Consider the following 23028-nt stretch of genomic DNA (forward strand, 5'->3'; position numbering starts at 1 on the left):
AGTGCCTGATTTTGTCCTTCAACCACGAAGGCTTTGTTCAGGAACGAGTCGCACTGATGTCCATGTCGTATCCGGCGCGGACTGCTTTTTTCTGTTCCTCAATCTTACTGCGGTCCAGATCGGTAATCTTACGCTTTACCGTTTTGATGGCTTTCACCTGATCCACCGACTGAATGTGCATACTCACAATGAGCGAGCTTTCCATATCCAGAAAATCAGCCAGCAGACGGTCATTCAGCTCTGGGGCTAAAATCTGCAAAAAAGAAACAGCCCCGTATTTCTTGCCCATACGGAACTGCTTGCCGGTGCGGAACTCAAAGGAGCTTGGTGCAATAAAATCTTTCGTGGACAGGCCGGAAGGAGCCAGCCAGTCCCATTCAAACTGAAACGGGAGCTGTTCATCCATGTGGAATACCGCATGAAGCTGGGAAAGCCTTTCCTTACCGTCCAATGTTCTGGCGGCTACACCAAGACGCTTGAAGTTATTGAGTATATCGGTCTCAATACGCTCCAGACGGGGCTTGGCGGCTTTGATGCTGTCAGCGTTGATACCAAAGGTCAGGTATTTGGTCTTGATGAGACCGTTGTTGCCTCTGGCCAGCTGATTTTGCAGCATCGTGGTATATTCCTCACGGATACTGTCAAAGGCATCCCCCTGGGGCGGAATGGAAATGGAGTTGGCAAAGGTCTCCTCCGATGCCGCAAGGTTCAAAAAAGACAGCTGGAAGTGAATCGAGCTGTCGAAATAATTGAGGAAATCACACCAGCCCTCAAAGATCGCGGTCTTATCTTCATTTTGGGAGAGCTGATAGTTGATGTCCTGAAACTGAATGGTCTTTGTGTAGTGGCTGTCCGATACGCGGCAGATCCCGTCCGGCCACATTCGTTCATAGGGGATACTGTCCTGTGCCGATTTTCCTTTTTTGTCCGTGCGGTTGGCGCGGGCAATGGCCGCTTCGATCTGCTTCTTATCGGCGCGGGACAGCTTTTTCTTTGTCTTTACCGGATGCACGGTCTTTTCTTCCGGTTTTCCCAGCAGACGGCGCAGCCAGCTTTTCATTGCGGTGAACAATGTCATACACCTCCTTATCGAGCATTTCCTGCCGCTTTAATACGGCATAAAAGTTATTGGTCTGGTAGGGACGCTGCTTGGGACGGATCACAGCTACTTTGAGGATGTTGCCGACGATCTTTTCCAGGGGCTGTCCATGCTTTTCATACATTGCCAGCAGGAAGAAGGGCATCATGACCAGCATCATACACATGGCAGCCATGCTGTTTCCCGCAGGCTCACGGAGCCACAAGAACAGCGGTACACCTACAAGCGCCCCGGCGGTAAAGCAGACCAGCTGCCTTCGTGTCAGATTGAACATGACCTTGGTTTTGACTTTGGTTAAATCTTTGGGTACGGGTACATAAGCCATATTATCCACCTCCTTTATGGGAATGAAATAGAGCTGTCCACTTCATTTCCCCACACATCCCAACCGGGTGTGGATTGACGAGCAAACAGTTCTATGCGCGGGAGATCACCCATCAATGAGACAATGCGTTCTCTGGCTTCCTGCGGTTTTTTTGAATGTTCTTCAATGTGAGAGACAATGACCTGATGAACAGCTGCGTTTATACGCTTGGGATGTCCTTTCGTTGCGAGGATACAAAGTTCCACATTGGAGCGCGTCCAATATCCCATTCCCCAGAACAAGCTATCTGCCTTTCGATTTTGCTTTACCCAAACAAAGCCGACGGTTTTATAGGTAAATCCCCATGCCTTCAGAACTGAGAGACCTTCCAGTAAACATGGAATCGTGACCCATAAAAACAAGGCACAGTCTTTATCCGCCAAGTTGCCTACTGGCAGCGCACAAATATCCTCGATACTCATGGTCGGATAGTGACTTTCTGCACTGCGTCCCAATCCTTTCTTGGAATATACTTTGTAGTTCCATGGCGGGTCTGCGTAAATGATTTGATATTTTTTCATACAGAACCCTCCTTTAGTGCGCCTGAAAGACTGATTTTGCGAGACTGCCGGTTTTGAACAGCGTAAAGCACAGCAGTACGGTGTAGCCCACGCAGCTCCAGATCGCCATGATGATGTCATCTTCCAGAGCGATGTTCTGCACCAGCACAGCATAAATTGCCACGCAGACGATGATGAGAAACGCCTGAAAGCCCAGCGCCAGCAGGGAGCGGAGGTAGTTCTGTCCCATCCCGCCCCATTCCTTGCCCATCATGGCAGCCATCGGAAGCGGCGCAACGGATGTGACAAGGTAGATCTCAATCATACGGCCATAAATGACGATAAAGATACAGATATACAGCGCCCACATGGTAATGCCAATAAAGAGGGACTGGAACCAAAGCCCGAATAGCGGTCCCAGATCCATTTCCATAAGTCTCGGCTCCATATCTGCCAAAACAGAAGAAATGTCAATGGACGCATCCGAACCGATGATCCCTGCTGCCTGCGCTACTACGCTCTGCGCCATATCAAAGACGCCCATCACGATATTCCATGTGTTTGTGACAATGAGGATGGCGGCGGCTGATTTGAACACCCACTTAAAAATCATCCAGGTGTCCACATCATGCAGGTTGTTCTTGTCTGCGATCATCTGGATCAGGTCTACGGTCATCACGATAGCCAGGATCACGCCTGCAATCGGCACCATAATGGAGTTTGACAGGTTCTCAATCATGCTGAAAATACTGCCATTCCATCCCTGTGGGGTCTGGCCTACCTGTACGGATATATCCGCGACTTGTTGGTTTACGCTGTCAAACATCCCCGAAAGGTTGCTCATAATACCGCCCACCAGCATTTCTTTCAGCCAATTTGTCAGGGCTTCAAGTAAGAAATCCATACGGTGTCAACCTCCTTTCCGCCGCCCCCGCAAAACTGCGGGAGCGGCAAGGATTTCATGCAGGGACGCTTAGACAGAGAACAGCCCGGAGAGCAGAGGTACAAGGACCATGCCGACCACGGCTACACCAGCGCCGGCCATGAGCTGCTTCATGCCCTGTGATTTTGCACCAGGGTTGTCGTTGCCGTAACCTTCGAGCAGGTTGATAACGCCCCAGATACCGAGACCGGCACCGAGCGCGATAACGAGGGTCTGAAGAACGGTGATTGCCTGTTCAAAAAATGCCATATAGTTTGTTAGCCGGAATCTGATTAAAAAATAGGTTTGTCATGTTTCATAGGCATACAAAAGCCGGAACAATCTGCCGCCCGGTTTCCGGGGGCATGATTCCGGCTGTCCTCCTTTTTCATTATTTTTTTCTTGGGATTGTCCGCTTTGTACGCCAATGGCCCATTAGAGGGCAGGTGCGGCGAATAGATAAGATCACTCCCTTCAAAAGCGGAACGAAGTTAAGCGCCCTCTGTGTCTACTTCATATACATCGCAGACCTCATTGGGCTTGAGTTTCAGCCTTGCGGACAGGAATGCTTCAATGTCAAAAGCGTTCTTATCATCCGCGTCGGCAGTGTACTGGAAATTGGGGTGCTTGGTAATGTCGTACTTGTCCGAAAGAAAAGGACGCACACCGCGCAGCTGGAGAATACACTTGCCGCCATCCATAACAGCAAGCTCATCCTGGCTCATCAGCTCTTTCCCCAACTTTTGATAGTTGAGAGAGTGGGAAGTTTCACGCCCACGGCTCTCTCCGGTGTTGTAGGTGTCGATGGTTTCCTTGCCCAGCACGGCAGCCAGCTCTTTGAGGGTGGTTGGCTCCTTACCGCCCAGGAAGATGGAAGTATCCATGTTGCCGATGATGGTATCTGCGTTATCCTTATAGATCGCCTTCAGCTGACTCTGTGCCTGCAACACCAGACAGGCGGAAATCTCACGGCTTCGGATGGTGGCAACCAGCTTTTCCAGCTTGGGGATCTGGCCGATGTTGGCGCACTCGTCAATGAGACAGCGCACATGGACCGGGAGCCTGCCGCCATACACATCGTCGGCTTTTTCGCAGAGCAGGTTAAAAAGCTGGGTATAACACATGGAAATAAGGAAGTTGAAGCTGTCGTCAGTATCACTCATGATGAGGAATAGGGCAGTTTTCCTATCTCCCAGAGTGTCTAGCTCCAGCTCATCATAAGCCGTGACCTCACGCAGCTCTGCAATGTCGAACACGGCAAGACGCGCACCACAGGAAATTAGGATCGACTTGGCTGTTTTTCCTGCCGCCAGCTTATATTTCTTATACTGGCGCACCGCAAAGTGGTTTGGCTTCTCGGCTTCCAGTGCATCAAACATCAGGTCTACGGGGTTTTTGAACTCCTCGTCATCCTCACGGACTTCCATGGCGTTGATGAACTCAATGAGGGTGGAGAAGTTTTGTTCCTCCACCGGAGCCTCATAATGGATATAGCCAATAAGCGCGCAGTACAACAAGGTTTCTGCTTTTACCCAGAAATCGTCTCCGGCCTTGCCTTCGCCTTTGGTATTGGCGATCAGCGTTGTTACCAGCTTCAAGATGTCCTTTTCGCTATGGATATAGGCGAAAGGGTTATAGTGCATGGACTTCTTGAAGTTAATGGTATTTAGGACCTTGATTCGGTACGGCTCATAAATGACCTTGCCGTGCTTATCCTTCATAGGCTTTCCGTCTTTCCCCAGCTTGGGTGCGCCCCTTTGGAGCATTTTTCCGCACTCCACCAAAATGGTTCCCTTCGGGTCTGTGACCACATAGGAACTGTGCATCTGCATCAGATTCGGTTTGAGCCAGAAGCGGGTCTTACCGGAACCGGAGCCGCCAATCACCAGCACATTTTTGTTTCTGGCGGTCTTTGGGTCCTTGGGGCGGCTGTTCATTGTCAGGCTCTCCGTTTTCGTCAGAATCACATTGTTCTGGAATACCGGGTCGATGTAGGGTGTAATGTCCTCATGGGTTCCCCACCGGGCGGAACCGTATTCCATGCCGTGCCTGTACTTCTTGGCGTTCTTGCTTTTCAGGTACACAGCCAGCCGCAGGCCGCCGCAGCAGCACAGGCCCACCAGCAGGTCCAGCGGGTGCAGGCTGGGCCAGAAACTTTGCAGCGCCCCAGGCAGGACAGCAAACAGGGAAAGGAATTTCTCTGAAGCATTTGCCCCCTGAGCCAGTCGCCATGCCTCCCCGAAGTTAGTAGCAAACAGCCCCATCAGGAGATAGGGCAGGTTCAGCAAAACGAGCTTTTTGATGTCAAACTGCTTTTTCATCGTTCCAGCTCCTTCCGCTTGTTCCGGTCCACGACGGCGTGTTTTACCAGTTCTTTGAACTGGCTCAGCTTTGCCAGCACGGACGGGCGCTCGGATTTCTCCGCCTTTCTGACCTTTTTCCCGGTGTACTCGGTAAAAGCAGCGGTCAGGGCATCCGCGTCCCGACCCTTGAAAAAGATCAGGTACTTGGGTGGGGAGCTGCTGCGGTCCTTCTTCACCGCATAGTCCACGCCGTATTTCCGGGCGATCTTCTCAAACTCCTTGATGGAGGGGTCGGTGATCTCGATGTTGGAAACCCCTTGGTTTTGACCAATCAGCTGTTTCACCGTCTGCTTGCCCTGGGGCTTCACAGGCGCGTCACGGCTTCTCTGCTTTTGCAGCTTCTTTTCCTTGCGGTGGGCAAGGTACTTGCTGATGGCGGCTTTGAGCAGCCTGCCGGTGAACTTTGTTCCGCTGACAACCAGCGTTAAAGTCCTGTTTTCCACTTCTTCCTGCATTTTCATCGCCTCCTTTCCACAAAATGTGCAGGGGTGGTGCATTTATTTCTAAGGCGGGACCACCAGCCGCCGGAGAAGGTATTTCTTCATCGAACCGCCCTCAACGAATTTGCTCAGAACGGTCATAGAGCAAATCTCCATTTCTGACCTTTGTATGACTGAGAATCTTGATCTGTCCCTTTGCCTGACTGTTCAGAGCTTTTTCATAGCCCTTATCTGACAAAAACAGGCGGGTTCGTTCACCTTTCCAGCCCACCGGGGAGTCATGCGTCAGCACATCAAAAATAATCATGTGCCGGGTGTTCTCAGCAAATCGCTGGAGATCCATGTAGTCATGGCCGTGATAGTTCTGCGCTCCAGCTTTCTGGCGCATTTCTTCCATCAGCTGACCGATTGTTTTGCCTTCTGGCATAAAACTCACTTCCTTTCCCACTCTCATACAACCATCAAAATCATGTCTCTCAGCTGAGCAAAGTAGAGTTTGCCTTGCGGGGTTATCAGCGTATAGGAGCCGATATGCCCGTGATTGCAGTAGTCTTTGACACAAAACAGTCCTTCATTGGCTGGCTTTGCATAGGGCAGTACATTACCGGATGCGGTGCGGTACACAAAACGCTTTTCCAGAAGGAAACGGACAAACCGACGCTCCGGGACAAGCAACTCTTTGGCGGTGGTGCGGAGGTTGGTACTGTGATTGAGGTCGATGAACAAATCATAAAAGGCTGCCTTACTCTCCAGCAGGGCATTTTCCTCTCGTAGCGACGCATTTTCTTCCCGCTCAGCAAGCAGCTCGGAGCAGAGCTTTATCAGAGCTTCCGGAGAAGTGGCTATCTCCCACAACTTCTCTTTTGTGAGATAGGCTCCGTGCTTGCGAATGGCAGGTAGAACTTCATCAAACACCCATTGTTCAAACCGTTCCGCTGACGGCAGTTTACTATGGGCGATCAGACGATATAGATCACCTTCGGGGATAAAGAGCATTTCGACCATTTGTACCGCGGGGCTTCCATCTGCCTTTTTCCCAGTCTGGACCCCTATGGAACATTTCGTTCCACCCCTGGTATGGTCGCGGACGGCCTTGCGTGGATTGGTATATCCCAGCGCTGTTGCCACATCTGTACCGCAAAATAATACTTTGCCATTCTGTTCCAAAGTGCGAATGCTTCCGAACTCTGGACTATTGAAAATTTCAATCTGATTCATGCTGTGCCTCCTTTGGTGTAATACAAAAGCGGCTGATTACCAGCCGCCTGCGTGCATATCGTGATTTACCAGTGAAGTGTAGTGGTTATTCATGGTGGTAGGAGCGTTGAACAGCACTGCAAGCAGGTACTGCTTGATGTTGTGTACCTGGGTGGTGTTCTTTTGCAGACAGTCCATGACAAACTCGATGTGAGAGCTGTCCAGCTTCAAAAAGCGGGAGCGTACAATTTCATGAGGAAAGTCCGCACCAGAGATCCGGGTGGTCTTTCGTTTGGCACAGACCGTTTCTACCAACAGCTCTACGATCTCATTCAGGTCATCCAGGTAGAGAGGATAACGCTGCTTCAGACAATCATACTCGATATTCTCCAAAATCAATTCCCGATAATTTTCTATCTCTGTGACAGACATCGCATCCCTTCCTTTCCGTTCCGGCGGTATTACCGCCGCTGTTTCCCGGAAGGGAATGGAATCGGTATTTGATCCATGAGTATTTTGTTTTTGGGTATTTGATTTCTTAGTATTTAATTGTGTTGGATTTTCCGGTAACGGATTTACCGCTGACGGGTTTACCGTTATCGGGTTTTCCGACAACGGCTTATCCAACATCGGTTCTCCCTCGATGGGACGCTCAAAAATGGTATACTCATTGGCTGCGAATTTACCAGAAGCATCAGTTGTCTGTCTGCGCCGAATGTATCCGGCTGTTTCAAGCTCATTGACAGCAGAGCGGATTGCATCTTTGCTTTCTCGATTGATATAGCTGAGTCCTGACAGCGTATAATCCCAGTCATCAGGCAGAGATAACATTTGCGACAAGAGACCCTTTGCCTTCAAAGAAAGTCGTTTGTCTTTTAGATGAAAATTGTTCATAACCGTGTAATCGCCAGTGCGTTCTACACGAAAAACAGCCATTTACTTCACTCCTTTCATTTCTCAGGTATGAAAAAAGCCGCAATTCATAAAAGAATTGTGGCAGCGGTTAGGGTCTGTCTGTATCTTTTTTCTTGCGTCGGTAGGGGCGTTTTGGCATTGGTGGTTTATCAAACAGATCCCTTTCCTGAGAAAATGGTAAGGTTTGAAAAACACGGTCAATCTCGGTGGATTCCATATCACGCTGTGAGCGGCAATCTTCTTGAATAGCTTCTCGGATTTCTCTTACAGTACACATATTCATTCCTTTCCTTTCGTTGTATCGGTTATGAACGACGGTGTTTTTTAGGCTTGAAGTCGAGGATATGCCCCTCAATAACATGGGCATATCTCTTAATTTTGATTTCTCGACGCTGCTGGCTTTGCAGAGCTGACTGATACCCGTCCTCTGTGAGAAAAAGCCTCATTTCGTCACCAGGTTCTCCATAAGCAGTAGGGCGCAAGACAGTAAACTCAATCATCCAGAAAGTGCTGTCCCAAAATCGCTCCACTGCAAGAATGTTGTGGCCTTTCAGTTCCCTTGCTGCAATATCTTTCATAGGCTCTCCCTTCATCGTTCCTGATCTCGTTGGCGTTTTTTCTGCCATTGTTCCAGCAGTTTAATAATGGTTTCCTGCATTTTGGCCGGTGTATAGCTTTTGGGGAAATACTTTCGCAAGGTATCGCTGCTCAAGGTCACTTTATCCAGATCACCCTTTTTTTCCTCTGACATGATGGCAAGCATCACATCTTCTGACAATTTCCCTTCCTGGCTGAACTTTTTCATTCGCTGAGCCTGAGAGAGAGAAGGGGTAGCCTGCTCATAGTCCATTGTTTCCACCAGCATTTGCTGTTCGTCCGGTTTCAAAAAAGAGAGTTCATAGGCTGGGTTAAATGCGATTTTCTTTTCATCCACCATATCCAAAAGCTCTGGAATCAGTTCAGTCAAACGAACATATCGCATTACCTGGATACCGCTTCGTTCACCGGCTTCTTTTGCCACCTGGTCTCTGGCGCTCAACTTCTGTTCAACTTGAACAGAAGTCAGGTCTGTTCTTGCTCCTTGATGTTTAATGGCTTCCAGCTTCATTTTGTAGGCAAAAGCCCTTTCACTGGGGAGCAGATTTTCTCGCTGCAAATTGCTGTCAACCATAATAATTGTGGCAGCATCGTCATCCAAGTCGCGCACAATGACAGGCATGGTTTCTTTTCCGGCCAATTCGCTGGCTCTGCGGCGTCTGTGACCGGCTACCAGCTCATAACCGCCATCAGGCAGTGGTCTGGCAATCGCAGGAACCAACACACCATACTTTTTGATGCTGTCTGCGGTTTCTATCATTGCATCATCATCCTTGACCTTGAAGGGGTGATCCTTGAACGGATGCAGTTCAGATAGGGGAATTTCCTGAATTTTTTCCAGTTGCTCGTCTTGCCGACTTTCTTCTGTAGAAAACAGGTCATCTACTGAGGCCAGCTCTATTTTTTTCGCGCTGCTTTTCAAGTTTCAATACCTCCTTCGTCAGATTTTTGTAGCCCTCAGCCACTTTGCCATTAGGATCATGGGCATAAATGCTTTTTCCTTCAGCACTGATTTCTTTAGCCCTGACAGAATGAGGAATTTCTGATGTAAACACCTTGATCTTACTGCCATAGGTTTCGCGCAGAAGAGCGGAGATTTCTTTGGCAAAATTGGTTCGGCTGTCTACCATCGTCAGCAGAATCCCATCAATTTGCAGCTTGGGATTGATTTGTCTGCGAACCTTATTGATAGTTTGCAAAAGCTGCTCCAAACCTTTAGCTGGAAGATACTCTGCCTGGACGGGGATTATAACCCTATTAGCGGCAGCCAGTGCATTGACCGTAAGCATACCCAGGGAGGGCTGGCAATCAATAAGGATATGGGAGTATTGCCCCTTCAGCGTGTCCAGATATTGTCGCAGAATGGTTTCTCGGCTCATAGCGTTTACCAGAGATACCTCCATACCAGATAGCTGGATGTCCGCAGGCATCAGGTCTACGCCCTCAGGGTGGTGCAGGATACCCTCGCCGGGACGAATTGGTTCATCCATCAAAATACGGCCCATAGCGTCTGACAGTGTAAAGGGCAGCTTATCAGGCTGAGGATTGCCCAAGCTGATGGTCAGGCTTCCCTGTGGGTCTCCGTCAATCAGAAGGACTTTCTTCCCGGACTGCGCCAGACCAATTCCAAGATTGGCACAAGTGGTTGTTTTGCCGACACCACCTTTTTGGTTGGCTATGGCAATAATCTGTGTATTCATGATTTCACCTCATTTCTTTCTAAGTTTAGATATGAAAAAAAGTGCCTGCTTTACCTTTCCTGAGAAAGATAAAACAGGCACTTTCACTGGCTCAATACCTCTTGTAATGAACCTCTATGTATGGTAAACTATGTCCACGATACCATGAATATAATTAAGTCTCGACGGGAATTGAACTTTTGGCTAACGCCAAATTTCGCGCCTTTGCAAACAGAGTGCAAACAATAGGGGGCTAAAATCCTTTGTTTTTGCTTGATTTTGCTTGTACAAGGTTTATAGAGAACATGGAGAAAAGCCTTGATATAACTGCATTTTCTTTATCCCTGTTGATAGGGAATATATGCACTGGGTCCATCTCCTAAAGTGGAATTACAAGTTCGATTCTTGTAGAGGGCGCCAGTAAATTAATAACTGTTAACTAAAACAGGCAAAAAGAGGCTTTGTCCAACCGGTACAAATGCCTTTTTTATTTTTCCACATAATATTGTCAATGATAAAAAGCTTTTTTTGATAAAAAAGTCATTGCTATGGCCTTTTACTAGCAAAAGAAAAGACACCGCCAAAATGTCTTTTCTCCCATCATCTGTGCACGTACCGCAGACGATCGTATGGAAGATTCATGTACTGCCAATTAAAAGAGGGATGAAGTAATCTAATTGACGTGTCCACCATTTCCATCCTGTTCCTGCATCATAATCCCAATACTCCACAATCACTGGTATATCCTTTAGTCGTAACACCTCTTCAAGCTCCCGCAAATTGCCTTCTGCTTCCGGCGCCATCGGATAACGCCCGCTACATAATACCATATTAGTATTTTGATATGCTTTTACTTGTTCCCCATGCAAATTACGGAGGATGACTTCCGGTGTGTTTTTCAAAATAAGTTCATCATAATAATATGGAATATAATGCGATATCTTATAAATACCGCTTAGGCAAAGAACTTTACGGATATATTCAGGAATCCGAAGATAAAGATTCATGGCATGCATAGCACCGATATCTATGCCACATACCATGACCTGTTCCATGAAAGTAACAGATCTGATATAAGGAACGAGCTCCTGTTGAAGAAACTGCATCCAGCTTTCATATAACTGCATTTTCTCATGATTGCTTACCTCATTATCATCCCAAACATCATCACAAGTAGCGCAAATATAAAAACGGATCCTGCCACGTTCAAGCTGCTCCAACAGTTCACTCGACAGAGCATAATGAAGGAATTCGTTGACTCCTTCATGCAGAGGCATGAAAACAAGACAAGGTACGCCATTGCTGCCAATTGTCTTAACCGTCACATCGGCATGAAGCATGTTACTATGCAATACAAACATCGTTGCTTCAGCTGTCTTCATAACCATCCCTCCTCTAACTATGCTCATATCTAGGTCAGTTATATTATACACCTTTACAAATCCATATGTAAACGATATCATCGCATTTTACCTAGAGATGTTAGCTTTTGGTGTTGATTTACACATAAACATCTTATCGAACGCTATTTACGGATGCTTCCTAATGTTCAGGATACCGTTTATTTAAAAAAGTTTGGTATGAAAGGTGGCCATACCATCCTTTCCTGTTTTATTCGCCTATGTTTTAAGAGCTTGTCATAAAAAGAAACGCTTTTTTCATATGCCATCACTCGTATGTTATTCTCCTTATTATAAATGTCTATAGGATTTCAGCCTTACAATCATCGATTTTATCCCTGTTCATGTACATCTTTTCATAAAACTGCTAAAATAATGAAGGAAAGGATTCATGTAACTCGTCTTTAGCGAAGACAATAGCATGATATTGGGTGAAGTATGTATAAAGATAATGGAATATCTGAATTAATTTATGAATATTTGCATACCTGTTTGTCATTCAATCGGTATCCATATGGTACGCCATTTCCTTCCATTCATGAGATTGCCATGCGTTTCCATGTAGCAAAAGAAACGGTGCGGAAAATATATAAACGCTTAGTTTGTGAAGGGTTTATTCGTATGGATGAGCGCAAACAGACAATATCCTGTTATCATAAAAAGGAGGACACTTCTTACACATTAGCATATTTTCACAATTGTCGTTATCTTTATGAAGATCTATTGCAAAGTACTTCATTGCTTTTTCTCAATATCATGCAGGAAGCTGCCAAAGCTTTAACGAAGAAAGATCGACAAAAGATTTTAGCCATATTGGATGAAGATCAGCAATATCACTTAGAAAACATTACCCATATTTGTCTTATTTATCTAACCAAACTACACAATGAGCTGATTATCAGTTTCTTTTTGCAGCTCATTCATTTTTTGCGTTTTCCCTATCTGCTGCATCATGATATGATTAACGATTTAGATTTTCTATTTGCAGAAAAGACCAGTATCCTAATTTTAAAGGACAAATTAACCCATTATCCAAACAGCCCTTGGAAAGATACCTATATCAATATGCCTGCACGATATATCCATTATTTCCAAGCATACCTTGATGCGCATCCTATACAACAACAAAAAAGCGCAACGATACCATTTCAATGGTCATTGCAACATCGCCATTCACAGCAATGCTATTCCATTGCGACTGCTCTTTTGGTAAAACTGGATGATGCAGAGTATGTCGCAGGTACTTATCTGCCATCCCATCATGAGCTTGTGCAGTCTTTACAAGTTTCAAACAGCACCATTCGACGCGCCTTAGATCTTTTGGATGGTATGGGTATTATCAAGACCAAGAAAGGGAAAGGCCGGTATGCATATACAGCCTGTAATGACTGTGATATTGCCTATGAGCGCTCCTCCGTGCAAAAGATGTTAAAACTATATCAGCAAAGCCTTAGCTTTCTGGAACTGATCGTTCCTGCTGTGATCACGCAATTGCCAATGCATGCAACTTTTGATTTTACCAATCTGAAGCAGCTTATAGAGAAGCAAGAGGAATATCTGATGGGGTATGCTATTTTACAACAACTTTTAAAGGTAAGTGAACTCGTTGTAGTAAAAGAATGTATGCGCACCCTATATCAGATACAATTATGGGGAAAGCAGCTTTCCCATGTATTACAAATGCAGCAGCACGATAAGACGATTACACAATATGCATGCTCCTTTATGCAAGCAATAGAAAAGCAAGATTATACAACAGCAGCTCAAAGTGCATATGCCCTTTTTCATGCGCAAACTACAGCTACAACAACTTGGCTGCAGGCTCATCTTATAAAATAAGACACTTTTGAAAAAATAGGATAAAATCCTATCAGAAAACCACATTCTTTGAAGAATAAATTGTTATGAATATGATACAATAGGATTAACTGAGAAAGGAAAGATATATTGTGAAGAAGCGATGCTATTCCGGTATATGAGGTATCAAGTAATGGAAAAAGAACTAAGAACATTTTTTTCAGAATATAAGCGTATCAACGCTTCCTATACATTGGCTTTTTCTACCATGTATTTTGATATGGCAACCATCGCGCCAAGTGCTGGTATCCCCTATCGCAATGAGATGATGTCAATTCTGGCAGGGGAAGCTTTTGCCTATCAGATGAATCCTGAGCATCTAAAGAAATTAGAAACCTTAATGAAGATTACCAAGGATGAAAAATTAAAGAAAGAATTGGCCTTGTATTTCAAAGAGTTGGATATCAATCGCAACTTGCCAAAAGATGTGTATATCCGCTTCAAAAAAACCGTTGCGGACAGTGAAGAAGCATGGCAGATAGCAAAAGAACGTGATGACTACAAACACTTTAAGCAGCATCTGATCCAAGTTATCAAAGCACAGAAAGAAGTCATAAGCTATGTTGAAAAAGATTGCAGCGATTATGATTATTTATTAGATCGTTATCAGTCAGGTATGAATCGTGAAAAATATGATGTCTTCTTTGCCCGCATCAAAACAGAACTTTTACCACTCATTCAGCGCATTCAAAAAGAAGGACGCAAGATTGATGACAGTCTTTTATATCAAGATTTTGATCTTTGTGAACAGGAAGCTTTCATGCAAGAATTAAATGCGTATATGCAAGTAGATCCGACGAAATGCTACATGGGAACGACCGAGCATCCTTTTACGGATTTCTTTTCTGCAAATGAAGCACGTATTACAACTCATTATTATAAAGACAATGTCCTATCGGCTATTTTTTCAACCATTCATGAATATGGTCATGCCTTATACAGTCTGCAGGTTGATGAAGCATTTACCGATACCGCCTTTAAAAATGATATCGGATTTGCCATGCATGAATCACAATCACGCTTAATGGAAAACCATATCGGACGTAACAAAGCCTTTTGGGAATACAACTATCCAAAGCTACAAGCCCATTTCCCTAAGCAATTGCAACAGGTATCACTGGATCAATTCATGACCATGATCAATGTTTCAAAACCTTCTTTGATCCGTACGGAAGCAGATGAACTTACCTATCCGATTCATATCCTTATTCGCTATGAGCTTGAAAAAGAAATCTTTGATGGCAAGGTTGATTATGAACATTTAGATACCATGTGGAATGATAAGTATGAAGAGTATCTCGGCATTCGTCCTACGCATGATAAAGATGGCATCTTGCAAGATATGCATTGGGGCGCTGCAGATTTGGGATATTTTGCGACCTATGCATTGGGTAGTGCATATGCCGCCCAATTTTATCACGCCATGCAACAGGATATTGATGTTGAAAACGCCTTACGCAAAGGTGAATTCAAGATTATCAGTGATTGGCTAAAAGAACACGTGCATTGTTATGGAGCAAGCTTAACAGCTGATGAAATTCTGCTCAAAGCAAGTGGAGAACCTTTCAATCCAGAATATTATATAGACTATTTGAAAAATAAGTTTATGAAAGTTTATGGTCTATCGCATGTATAAAAAAGCGTAAAAACACGCTTGAGGATCTTTGAGGTAAATGGAGTCGACATCATGAAAACAATAGAAGAGGCAAAAAACATCTGCCGTACAATATGGCATCTTTATTTAGAACAGCGAGACTATAAAACATTAGCCACCTTTGTTGATCAGGAAATGACACTGATCGGTACAGGGGCGCATGAAATCTGTCATACCAGTGCGGAGTGTTTTCAGAAGCTGTATCAGGAAGAAGAACAATGGGATGGTTCCTTTCTCATCACTCGAGAATGGTATCAAGGATATGCGTGTGATGCGCATACTTTCAATATCATAGGGGAACTGCATACAAAAGAAAATGGAAAAAATCGCATTATTTATGAGGTCACAACACGCTTTACTATGTTGCTTCATTATAAGAATGAGCAATGGAAAGTTTTGCATGTCCATCAATCTGTTGGTGATCATAATCAGATGGATAATGAATTTTTTCCTAAACACATTGTCGATCAAAGCAATCGGATGTTGAAAGAGCGCATTGCGCAAAAGACGAAAGAATTAGAAGAGCGAAATCAGCAGGTTCTTTATTACTCACAATATGATTATTTGACGGATATCTGGAATCGCCAATATTGTGAAAAACAGATTGAACAGACTATGGCGAAACATGCTTACGGCACCATGCTGATGATTGATGTTGATCATTTTAAATGGTTTAATGACAGCTATGGGCATCCTTTCGGTGATAAGGTGTTGAAAACGCTGGCTTATTGCATGAAAACCGTGTTCTCTCAAGGTCTATGCGGACGAATTGGCGGAGATGAGTTTGTTGTCTATGGAACAAATTGTGAAGGTGATATCACTTGTGTAGAAGATAAGATCAATAGCTTTTTTACCTATTGGAAACAAGCACAAAAAGCACTTGATATTGCACAGACAATTACGTTAAGCGTTGGTGTTGCCTATTATCCGATACATGGTACAAACTTTGATAAGGTATGGCAAAATGCGGATAAGGCCATGTATGAAGCTAAGAAACATAGCGATAACACCATTTGTTTTTATGACACAAAGCATTAAAATATGCATATCATCTTATATAGCAACAATAAGGTTTATTCAAGCTTTGCCGAAATATCAAAAAAAGTCCATCAGGACTTTTTTCATTTTATTGGCGCACCCGACAGGTCTCGAACCTGCAACCGTCAGAATCGGAATCTGATACTCTATCCAATTGAGCTACGGGCACATATCAGCTTTCCTATTATAGCACAACAACGCATGCTGTGCCATAAGTAATTTAAAGCTTTTCCTCTCGAATACGTATATTAAAAAGTAAACTCCACATAAAACAATTAAAATTATCCTTTCATAAACCATGTTTGCATTAACACAATGCTTGTGGAAAGAACATCCTTTCCAGCATGTGTATTTCCAGATTATAACTTAAGATCATCGCTTTTTGTGAAAACATACAATAAGGAAGTACAAAAATCGTGCATCCTCTTCACTAACGTGTTTTAGATAAGATTGTGCAATGACATTCATACTTCCTTTTTTAAATTATGATTGCTTACTCAATTGATTTCAAAGATTCGACCATTGGTATTTTTTTCAGCTTTTGATACATTACTAAATTTACCATGATAGCAAACAACATCGTGATTGCCACGGCATAGCCAAAGGATATCGGATAGATATTGCGGCCAAACATAACATTTTCGAGTTCTGCCAGGCTCATGATCAGCGCATGCAGGCCTATACCGACAAAGATTCCCGCGATGGAACCGATAAAGGTCAATACGATATTTTCACGATATACATAAGTAGATACTTCATTATCATAAAAACCTAAGACCTTAATGGTTGCAATCTCTCGCAGACGTTCGGAGATATTAACATTCGTCAGGTTATATAGGACAACAAAGGCAAGCAGTCCGGCTGAGATAATCAATACCACAACAACAAAAGATAAGGAAGAAATGGTATCTTCAAAGCTTGAGGCAATACCGGAATAGAAAGTGAGTGAACTGACGTTATCTTCTTTCATTAAAGTATTACCTAAAGCATTTTCCACTTCACTATTTGTTGTCTTTAATTTCGCAAACACTGTCGTATCACTCGCTGAACGATGATAAATCTTTTTATAATAGGATGGTGTCATATACAAAGCATGACCAACATAGTTTTCACTGATCCCACTGATTTTTACTTTATGTTTTACACCATCTCCATTATCAACAGCAAACGTATCGCCTATTGATAAATGCTTCATCTTGGCAAGCTTTTCCGTAATGATCGCCCCATCATCATGTAAGGTAAGCAGTTCATGGCCTTTTCGTGTCCGCAGCATGATATAATCACGGAACTGTTGGACATCCGATGGCACATAAAGATCAATGCCTTTATCCTCACCACTATCCGCATAAAAGCCATGATAGACAGCCATCGACGATGCCTCTTTAACAGCATCCTGACTTTGGACCTTTTTTAATAGCTTTTCTTTCTGAGAAGCTGTTATATCACTATCAAATTCCATACTCATATCAAAAGCATAGATTTCCTGATATTGCTTTACAGCGATTTCACCGATGGAATCCTGAATGCCGAAACCGGCCAACAGTAAAGCCGTACAGCCACTGATTCCGATTACGGTCATAAAGAAACGTTTTTTATAACGAAAGATATTACGAGCTGTTACTTTATGAATAAAGTTAAAATGTTTCCATATGAATGGAATACGTTCCATAAGAATCTTCTTACCGTTTTTCGGAGCTTTTGGACGCATCAATTGGGAAGGAACTTCGATCAGCTCTTTGTAACAAGCCATAATGGCAGCTGCTACCGTAATCAAGGACGCTAACAGGATCGCTGTGGCTGCTAATGGAATCTGTGCCTGCAATTGCACCGATGGCATATTATACATAATACCCCAAGCATTGTAGATCACGGTAGGGAAAATGATCATTCCAATCACCGCACCAAAAATACCGCCGCATACACTGGCAATCGACGCATAAATAATATACTTCATCGCGATATGCGCTTTGGTATAACCAAGTGCTTTTAAAGTCCCGATTTCCTGACGCTGTTCGTCTACCATACGCGTCATCGTCGTTAAGCAAACAAGTGCTGCTACCAAAAAGAAGAAAAGTGGAAATACCTTTGATATGGCACCCATACGATCTGCAGCACTGCCATAGTCCATATAAGAGTAATGTGAATGGCGATCTAATACATAGGTTTTGGGTTCCTTTAAATCGTTGATATCCTGTTCACTTTGGTCCAGTTTTTCTTTTGCTTTCTTTAATTTATCAGCACCATCTTTTTTCTCTACATTTAACTCACGCTGCCCATTTGCCAACTCTTTTTTTTCATGATTGATTGTCTGTTGCGCAGAAGCAAATTCACGTTCAGCTGTTTTTTTAGCTTCTGCTAACTGTATCTTTCCTTGTTTTAATTGCTGTTCCCCCAAAGCTATCTGCTGTTTGCTCTGCGTCAGTTTCTTTTCACCTTGCGCAAGCTGTGTCTGAGCGCTTTGTTTTTGTGTTTGTAATGGCTGCAACGTCATCTGTAGTTTTTGCATTCCGGCAATGACTTCCTGCTGTTTAACAGACAAGATCTGTTTTTCATCTTCACTAAGATCAGGAGCAGCAAGCTGAGCATCCAAGGCGGCCTTTTGTTGTTTTAATTGTTGCAGCTGTGCTTGCAACTGTGCGATATTTTTATCCAATAAGGCAAGCTGTTGCTGTACCGTCTTTTTTTGTTTTGCGAATTCGGCTTTGCCCTTTTCATACTCCTGACGCGCTTTCTTCAGCTTATTTGCATTTGTGTTAAGCTCTGCTTCTTTTTCCTGAAAGGTGATGGCCGTTGTCTGTTTCTTATGATTTAATTCCTGCTGTCCATCCTGTAATGCTGTTTGCGCATCCACCAATTTTTGTTGCGCTTTGGCTATTTCATTATCATATTTTTGTTTTTGCTTTCGATATTCCTTACGTCCATCCGCAATCTTACGCAATGCTTTGTCGCGTATATCTTGAAAACGATCAGCTACCTTTGTTTCCACAAGTGACGTAACCTCTTTTTTTACCGGTTTCACAATATCAAAATACGCATCATCATAGGAATTCAGCTGTTTTACATTATCTAGTGTTAAATAGATTTCCGTGAAATATTCGCCTTTGAAATTTTCTTCCGGTATGAACGCATAATTATTAATTTCTCCACTGCCAATTGACGAACTGCCCTTTTCATAAGACAAATAATATGGCGTATTCACCTTGCCGACAATCGTATAGGTTGTTCGTTTTAAACGATCACGTAAGACATCCTCTGTTCCGCTTACAAATGTGATTTTATCACCGATATTCATGCCGGATTGACGAATAGCATCCTTTTCAATTACGCATTCATCCTTTTTCTTAGGTAAGCGTCCTTCAATGACTCTGGCTTGATTGATATAGTTTTTGTTTTCCGCAGCGGTGTCAAGAGGCATCGACATAAGCTTAAATACACGCATCTGATTATGGCGCATATTTACCACATCCATACTATAGCTGCCATAAACACCATTTACTCCGTTTACTTTGGTCAATGCCTGCACATCTTCTTTGCTCATGCCAATTGTTGACATAACTTTTATATCCATCAGATTATAGTCATCAAAATACTTATCTGCGCTCCCCTTCATATCAGGTACACTTGCTTTTACTCCAGCAAAAAACGCCACTCCGATTCCCACAATCATAAAGATGGAAATAAAGCGTCCCAGCGATTTTCGCATTTCACGAAAGGTATCTTTTAAAAGCGCTTTTTTCGTCATTAATACTCGATCCTTTCTACCGGCAGCGGATGTTCATTGATCGTCACACTTTCAATTTTTCCGTTGCGCACCTTGATAACTTTATCCCCCATGGCAGTTAATGCCAAATTATGGGTGATAACAATGACACTGACCCCACGTTGGCGGCAGGTGTCCTGCAAAAGTTTTAATATCTGTTTTCCGGTATTATAATCCAAAGCTCCCGTAGGCTCATCGCATAACAAAAGTTTAGGATTTTTAGCAATAGCACGGGCAATGGCTACTCGCTGCTGTTCTCCACCGGACAATTGCGCCGGGAAGTTTTGACTGCGTTCTTTTAAGCCTACCGCCTCAATCGTTTCATCAATATCTAAGGGTTCTTTGCAAATTTGTGTTGCCAATTCCACGTTTTCTTTTACCGTCAGATTTTGTACCAGATTGTAAAACTGAAATACAAAACCAATATCATAACGGCGATAGGTGGTCAGCTGTTTTGCATTATAGGCGCTGATTTCTTTGCCATCCACATAAATCGTTCCACTGCTTACACTATCCATACCACCAAGGATGTTTAAAATCGTACTTTTTCCGGCACCGCTCGCCCCGGCTATGACGACAAATTCACCTTTCTCTATGGAAAAATCCACACCGCTTAATGCTTCAATCTGAACTTCGCCCATCTGATATATTTTTTTTACATTTTGAAATTCAATATATGCGCTCATAAAGCCGCCTCCATCTTCTATCATGTTCTATTATACTAGAATTTTCGTTGAAAAGCAGGGCTTTTCCATGTTTTCAATAGTTTTTACGCTTTTTCTCTTCTGTTTTAAAAAAGCCTACCAAAGCAATTATATCCTAGACACACTTTTTCCTACCATTCCTCATAGAATAAGGAATACTAAAAGAGGAAAAACGGTATGAGCATACCGTTTTAAACATCTGATGTATTGTTTTCACAATTTTTCTTAAATTGTCGAAAAGGTTGGGGCTTACCAAAATAATACCCTTGAATGTAATCAAGTCCCATCGTTTTCACCTTTTCATATTCTTCTTTTGTTTCTACCCCTTCCAACAGTACTTTTATATTCACATCATGACATAAGGTAACAATAAAGCGAATAAACGTCGCATCAAAATTGCTGGTGAGTACATCTTTCATAAACACTTTATCGATCTTAACAATATCGGCCGGTGCTTTTTTTAAGACCCCAAGAGAAGAAAAGCCTGTCCCAAAATCGTCCATGGCAATGCGAATGCCTAAAGCGCGGATCTTATGAAATAATGTTTGTTGCATATCATCATTCTTTACCATATAGCTTTCGGTCATCTCCACAATGATATGCGAAGGATCGATCATTTCTTCTTTTAGTACCTGTTTCATGAAAGCAAAAAATTGCAAATCACTTAATTGTATATAGGATAAATTAATGCTTACACAGAAAGTAGGGAGTATCGTCGTCATTTCTTTACAGTACCGTACTGCTTTTTGAAAGATCCATTTGCCTGCTTCATTGATCAAGCCGCTTTTTTCTAATAAGGGAATAAAAATTAATGGTGGCACATTGCCATAAATATCGCTCTTCCATCTGGCTAAAGCCTCAGCTCCAACGATTTGCTTGGTATTTGCATCGACCTGTGGTTGAAAGTGCAATGCAAAACCGATAAAATCGTGTTCAATACTGTAACGTAATTGTTCTATCAAATCAAGCTCGCGCATTTCATGCAACCGCATGCCTTTTTCATAAAATGTTAAACGATTCCGTCCATTGCGTTTACTGTGATCCAATGCGTAACGTAAATTCTTTGAGATATTCATGACATCTGCGGCATCATCTGGACAACTTAATGCAGCAGCCGAAATCGTAATATGATATTTACGATCATTTAATTCCTGCTGGGTGCGGTAAATATGCTGAATATCCGCAAATACTTCTTTCATCTGTGTTTTGGAAGCAGCTTGAGCGAAAATCACATGGAATTCATCACCATCATGACGATACATCTTTGCCCCTTGCGGCAAGATGGATTGAATCTGCTGAGCTGTTTTCGCTAATACTTCATCGCCGAAACGATGATTGTGAAACTTGTTGATATTAGAAAAATTATCCAGATCCAACAGCATTACACTGAATGGACGAGTATTCTTTTTTGTCAGCATTTGCTCAATCGTATCTTCAAATTCATATTTATTAAATAGACCTGTTAAATGATCGATCTTATTCTTTTTACTGAGGTCAGTTATCATTCCGGCAAATAAGATTGGATTTCCATCTATATCCCGCTCCACATGTCCCCGACATCTGAGCCATACCCACTCCCCACGGCAATTCTTAGCACGGTATTCCACATTATGACAATCACTGCGATTATCTGCAATGGCCAGATTAGCTTCCAAAAAAGCTTGTTGATCCGCTTCATGAATGTGCTTGCCCCATTCCAAAGCCGCATCATGAATTACCTGATGAGGAAGCCCAAACTCTTTTACCATTGCTTGTGAATATAAAAAAGTAGAGGGATCTTCTGCCATATTACATACATAAATATAATCATCGGTACTGGCTACTAAAGCATGCAACAGACGTTTTGTATCATAAGAAAATTGTCTGGCATCTTCATCTTCAAGAGAGTGGTGTGTGATAGAATAACGTGCCTTATCTAAGTGATAACGGCGTTTCCATTGATACATCGCATCATCACATTCCATGATTACTTGTTTAGCCGTGATCTTTTGTGTCGGTTCTACAACCGTAAGACCATAGCAAAAGCTGATGTGAAATGCATCCTGATCGGTTTTACGGGCAAGGTATTCCATTATCTTCTGTAAACGATCATGAATCTCTTGGCGCTGTTTTGCAGGATATATACAAAGAAATTCGTCTCCACTAAATCGTGCAGCATATTCTTCTTGTTGAAGATCTTGTTTTAAACATTGTGCGACCTGTTGGATAACAGCATCACCTGCATCATGACCATATTTCGTATTTATATCGGTTATATCATTAATATCGATCAGGGCAACGCATAAAAGCTGGTTGCGCAGGATTGCTTTTTTCAATTCTTTTTCTAAACACACTTCCCCGGCATGCCGATTCAACAAAGTGCTTAAACGATCCATTTCTTCTGTAAAATGCAAAGATTTACTCTTTTCGTTTTGCATGTCCCAACCTCCTGATACCTCTTTCATTGTAACGCAAATCATAAAAAATAAATAGAGGAAAGTCGGTTTTTCTTAGGTTTCATATTCTCATTATCAGATAAAAACTTGTTTCCGAACACAGC

20 protein-coding genes, 1 tRNA gene and 1 pseudogene are annotated in these 23028 nt (G+C 43.1%); 3 read left to right on the forward strand and 19 right to left on the reverse strand.

Annotated features, from left to right (window positions below; translation table 11 throughout):
- Positions 1 to 55: 55 nt before the first annotated feature.
- The 15 genes and pseudogenes from LI241_RS04730 to LI241_RS04800 form a co-directional block, all read right to left on the reverse strand.
- Positions 56 to 1012, reverse strand: a pseudogene (locus tag LI241_RS04730) (VirB4-like conjugal transfer ATPase, CD1110 family); the annotation flags it as partial.
- Entirely contained in the window at positions 969 to 1424 is a 456-nt protein-coding gene (locus tag LI241_RS04735; RefSeq protein ID WP_002589059.1) for a PrgI family protein, read from the reverse strand. The gene LI241_RS04735 and the pseudogene LI241_RS04730, both read right to left, overlap by 44 nt.
- Before the next feature lie 14 nt (positions 1425 to 1438).
- Positions 1439 to 1984, reverse strand: coding sequence for an MT-A70 family methyltransferase (locus tag LI241_RS04740; RefSeq protein WP_002589060.1), 546 nt, complete (start codon positions 1982 to 1984; stop codon positions 1439 to 1441).
- Positions 1985 to 1997: 13 nt separating this feature from the next.
- Positions 1998 to 2867 carry a VirB6/TrbL-like conjugal transfer protein, CD1112 family gene (locus tag LI241_RS04745; protein ID WP_002589061.1) on the reverse strand — a complete coding sequence of 290 codons (870 nt, stop codon included), beginning with the start codon at positions 2865 to 2867 and terminating at the stop codon, positions 1998 to 2000.
- Between the two features lie 69 nt (positions 2868 to 2936).
- Positions 2937 to 3155, reverse strand: a complete 219-nt coding sequence (locus tag LI241_RS04750) for a Maff2 family mobile element protein (protein ID WP_003525154.1) — start codon at positions 3153 to 3155, stop codon at positions 2937 to 2939.
- Between the two features lie 221 nt (positions 3156 to 3376).
- Positions 3377 to 5206, reverse strand: coding sequence for a VirD4-like conjugal transfer protein, CD1115 family (locus tag LI241_RS04755; protein WP_227151032.1), 1830 nt, complete (start codon positions 5204 to 5206; stop codon positions 3377 to 3379).
- Positions 5203 to 5703: a PcfB family protein gene (locus tag LI241_RS04760; RefSeq protein WP_008723309.1), complete on the reverse strand. Its 501-nt coding sequence runs from the start codon at positions 5701 to 5703 to the stop codon at positions 5203 to 5205. The genes LI241_RS04755 and LI241_RS04760 overlap by 4 nt, the downstream gene beginning before the upstream one ends.
- A gap of 100 nt (positions 5704 to 5803) precedes the next feature.
- A complete protein-coding gene (locus LI241_RS04765; protein WP_227151034.1) occupies positions 5804 to 6115 on the reverse strand; it encodes a DUF5720 family protein in 312 nt (103 codons plus the stop codon).
- A gap of 23 nt (positions 6116 to 6138) precedes the next feature.
- On the reverse strand, positions 6139 to 6906 hold the full coding sequence (locus LI241_RS04770) for a BRO family protein (protein ID WP_002589066.1): 768 nt from the start codon (positions 6904 to 6906) through the stop codon (positions 6139 to 6141).
- Between the two features lie 36 nt (positions 6907 to 6942).
- Positions 6943 to 7821, reverse strand: a complete 879-nt coding sequence (locus LI241_RS04775; protein ID WP_227151036.1) for a DUF6017 domain-containing protein — start codon at positions 7819 to 7821, stop codon at positions 6943 to 6945.
- A 67-nt stretch (positions 7822 to 7888) separates the two neighbouring features.
- Positions 7889 to 8077, reverse strand: coding sequence for a hypothetical protein (locus tag LI241_RS04780; protein WP_006059571.1), 189 nt, complete (start codon positions 8075 to 8077; stop codon positions 7889 to 7891).
- A gap of 28 nt (positions 8078 to 8105) precedes the next feature.
- Entirely contained in the window at positions 8106 to 8378 is a 273-nt protein-coding gene (locus LI241_RS04785) for a DUF5720 family protein (RefSeq protein WP_007862445.1), read from the reverse strand.
- 11 nt (positions 8379 to 8389) lie between these two features.
- The gene (locus tag LI241_RS04790) at positions 8390 to 9319 is read right to left on the reverse strand and encodes a ParB/RepB/Spo0J family partition protein (RefSeq protein WP_006059569.1); all 930 of its coding nucleotides are present in this window, start codon (positions 9317 to 9319) and stop codon (positions 8390 to 8392) included.
- Complete coding sequence (locus LI241_RS04795) at positions 9276 to 10097, reverse strand: ParA family protein (protein ID WP_002569249.1); 822 nt, start codon at positions 10095 to 10097, stop codon at positions 9276 to 9278. Before LI241_RS04795 ends, LI241_RS04790 begins: the two co-directional genes overlap by 44 nt.
- Positions 10098 to 10714: 617 nt before the next feature.
- Entirely contained in the window at positions 10715 to 11458 is a 744-nt protein-coding gene (locus LI241_RS04800; RefSeq protein ID WP_008690668.1) for an alpha/beta hydrolase-fold protein, read from the reverse strand.
- A 456-nt stretch (positions 11459 to 11914) separates the two neighbouring features.
- Between LI241_RS04800 and LI241_RS04805 the strand changes: the two genes are divergently transcribed.
- From LI241_RS04805 to LI241_RS04815, 3 genes are all read left to right on the forward strand, one after another.
- Complete coding sequence (locus tag LI241_RS04805) at positions 11915 to 13315, forward strand: GntR family transcriptional regulator (protein ID WP_008690667.1); 1401 nt, start codon at positions 11915 to 11917, stop codon at positions 13313 to 13315.
- A gap of 151 nt (positions 13316 to 13466) precedes the next feature.
- The gene (locus LI241_RS04810) at positions 13467 to 14969 is read left to right on the forward strand and encodes a carboxypeptidase M32 (protein WP_008690666.1); all 1503 of its coding nucleotides are present in this window, start codon (positions 13467 to 13469) and stop codon (positions 14967 to 14969) included.
- A gap of 51 nt (positions 14970 to 15020) precedes the next feature.
- Positions 15021 to 16025 (forward strand): GGDEF domain-containing protein, encoded by a 1005-nt coding sequence (locus LI241_RS04815; protein ID WP_008690664.1) that lies wholly within the window; start codon positions 15021 to 15023, stop codon positions 16023 to 16025.
- Positions 16026 to 16117: 92 nt separating this feature from the next.
- Here the strand turns inward: LI241_RS04815 and LI241_RS04820 are convergent.
- The 4 genes from LI241_RS04820 to LI241_RS04835 form a co-directional block, all read right to left on the reverse strand.
- Positions 16118 to 16194: transfer RNA gene (locus tag LI241_RS04820), tRNA-Arg, on the reverse strand.
- Positions 16195 to 16518: 324 nt separating this feature from the next.
- Complete coding sequence (locus tag LI241_RS04825; RefSeq protein WP_008690661.1) at positions 16519 to 19767, reverse strand: ABC transporter permease; 3249 nt, start codon at positions 19765 to 19767, stop codon at positions 16519 to 16521.
- Entirely contained in the window at positions 19767 to 20471 is a 705-nt protein-coding gene (locus tag LI241_RS04830) for an ABC transporter ATP-binding protein (RefSeq protein WP_008690660.1), read from the reverse strand. Before LI241_RS04830 ends, LI241_RS04825 begins: the two co-directional genes overlap by 1 nt.
- Before the next feature lie 209 nt (positions 20472 to 20680).
- Complete coding sequence (locus LI241_RS04835; RefSeq protein WP_008690658.1) at positions 20681 to 22906, reverse strand: EAL domain-containing protein; 2226 nt, start codon at positions 22904 to 22906, stop codon at positions 20681 to 20683.
- Between the last annotated feature and the right edge of the window lie 122 nt (positions 22907 to 23028).

The organism is Longicatena sp. 210702-DFI.1.196 (genome assembly GCF_020563125.1).
In the GTDB taxonomy this organism is placed as follows: Bacteria; Bacillota_I; Bacilli_A; order Erysipelotrichales; family Erysipelotrichaceae; genus Longicatena; species Longicatena caecimuris.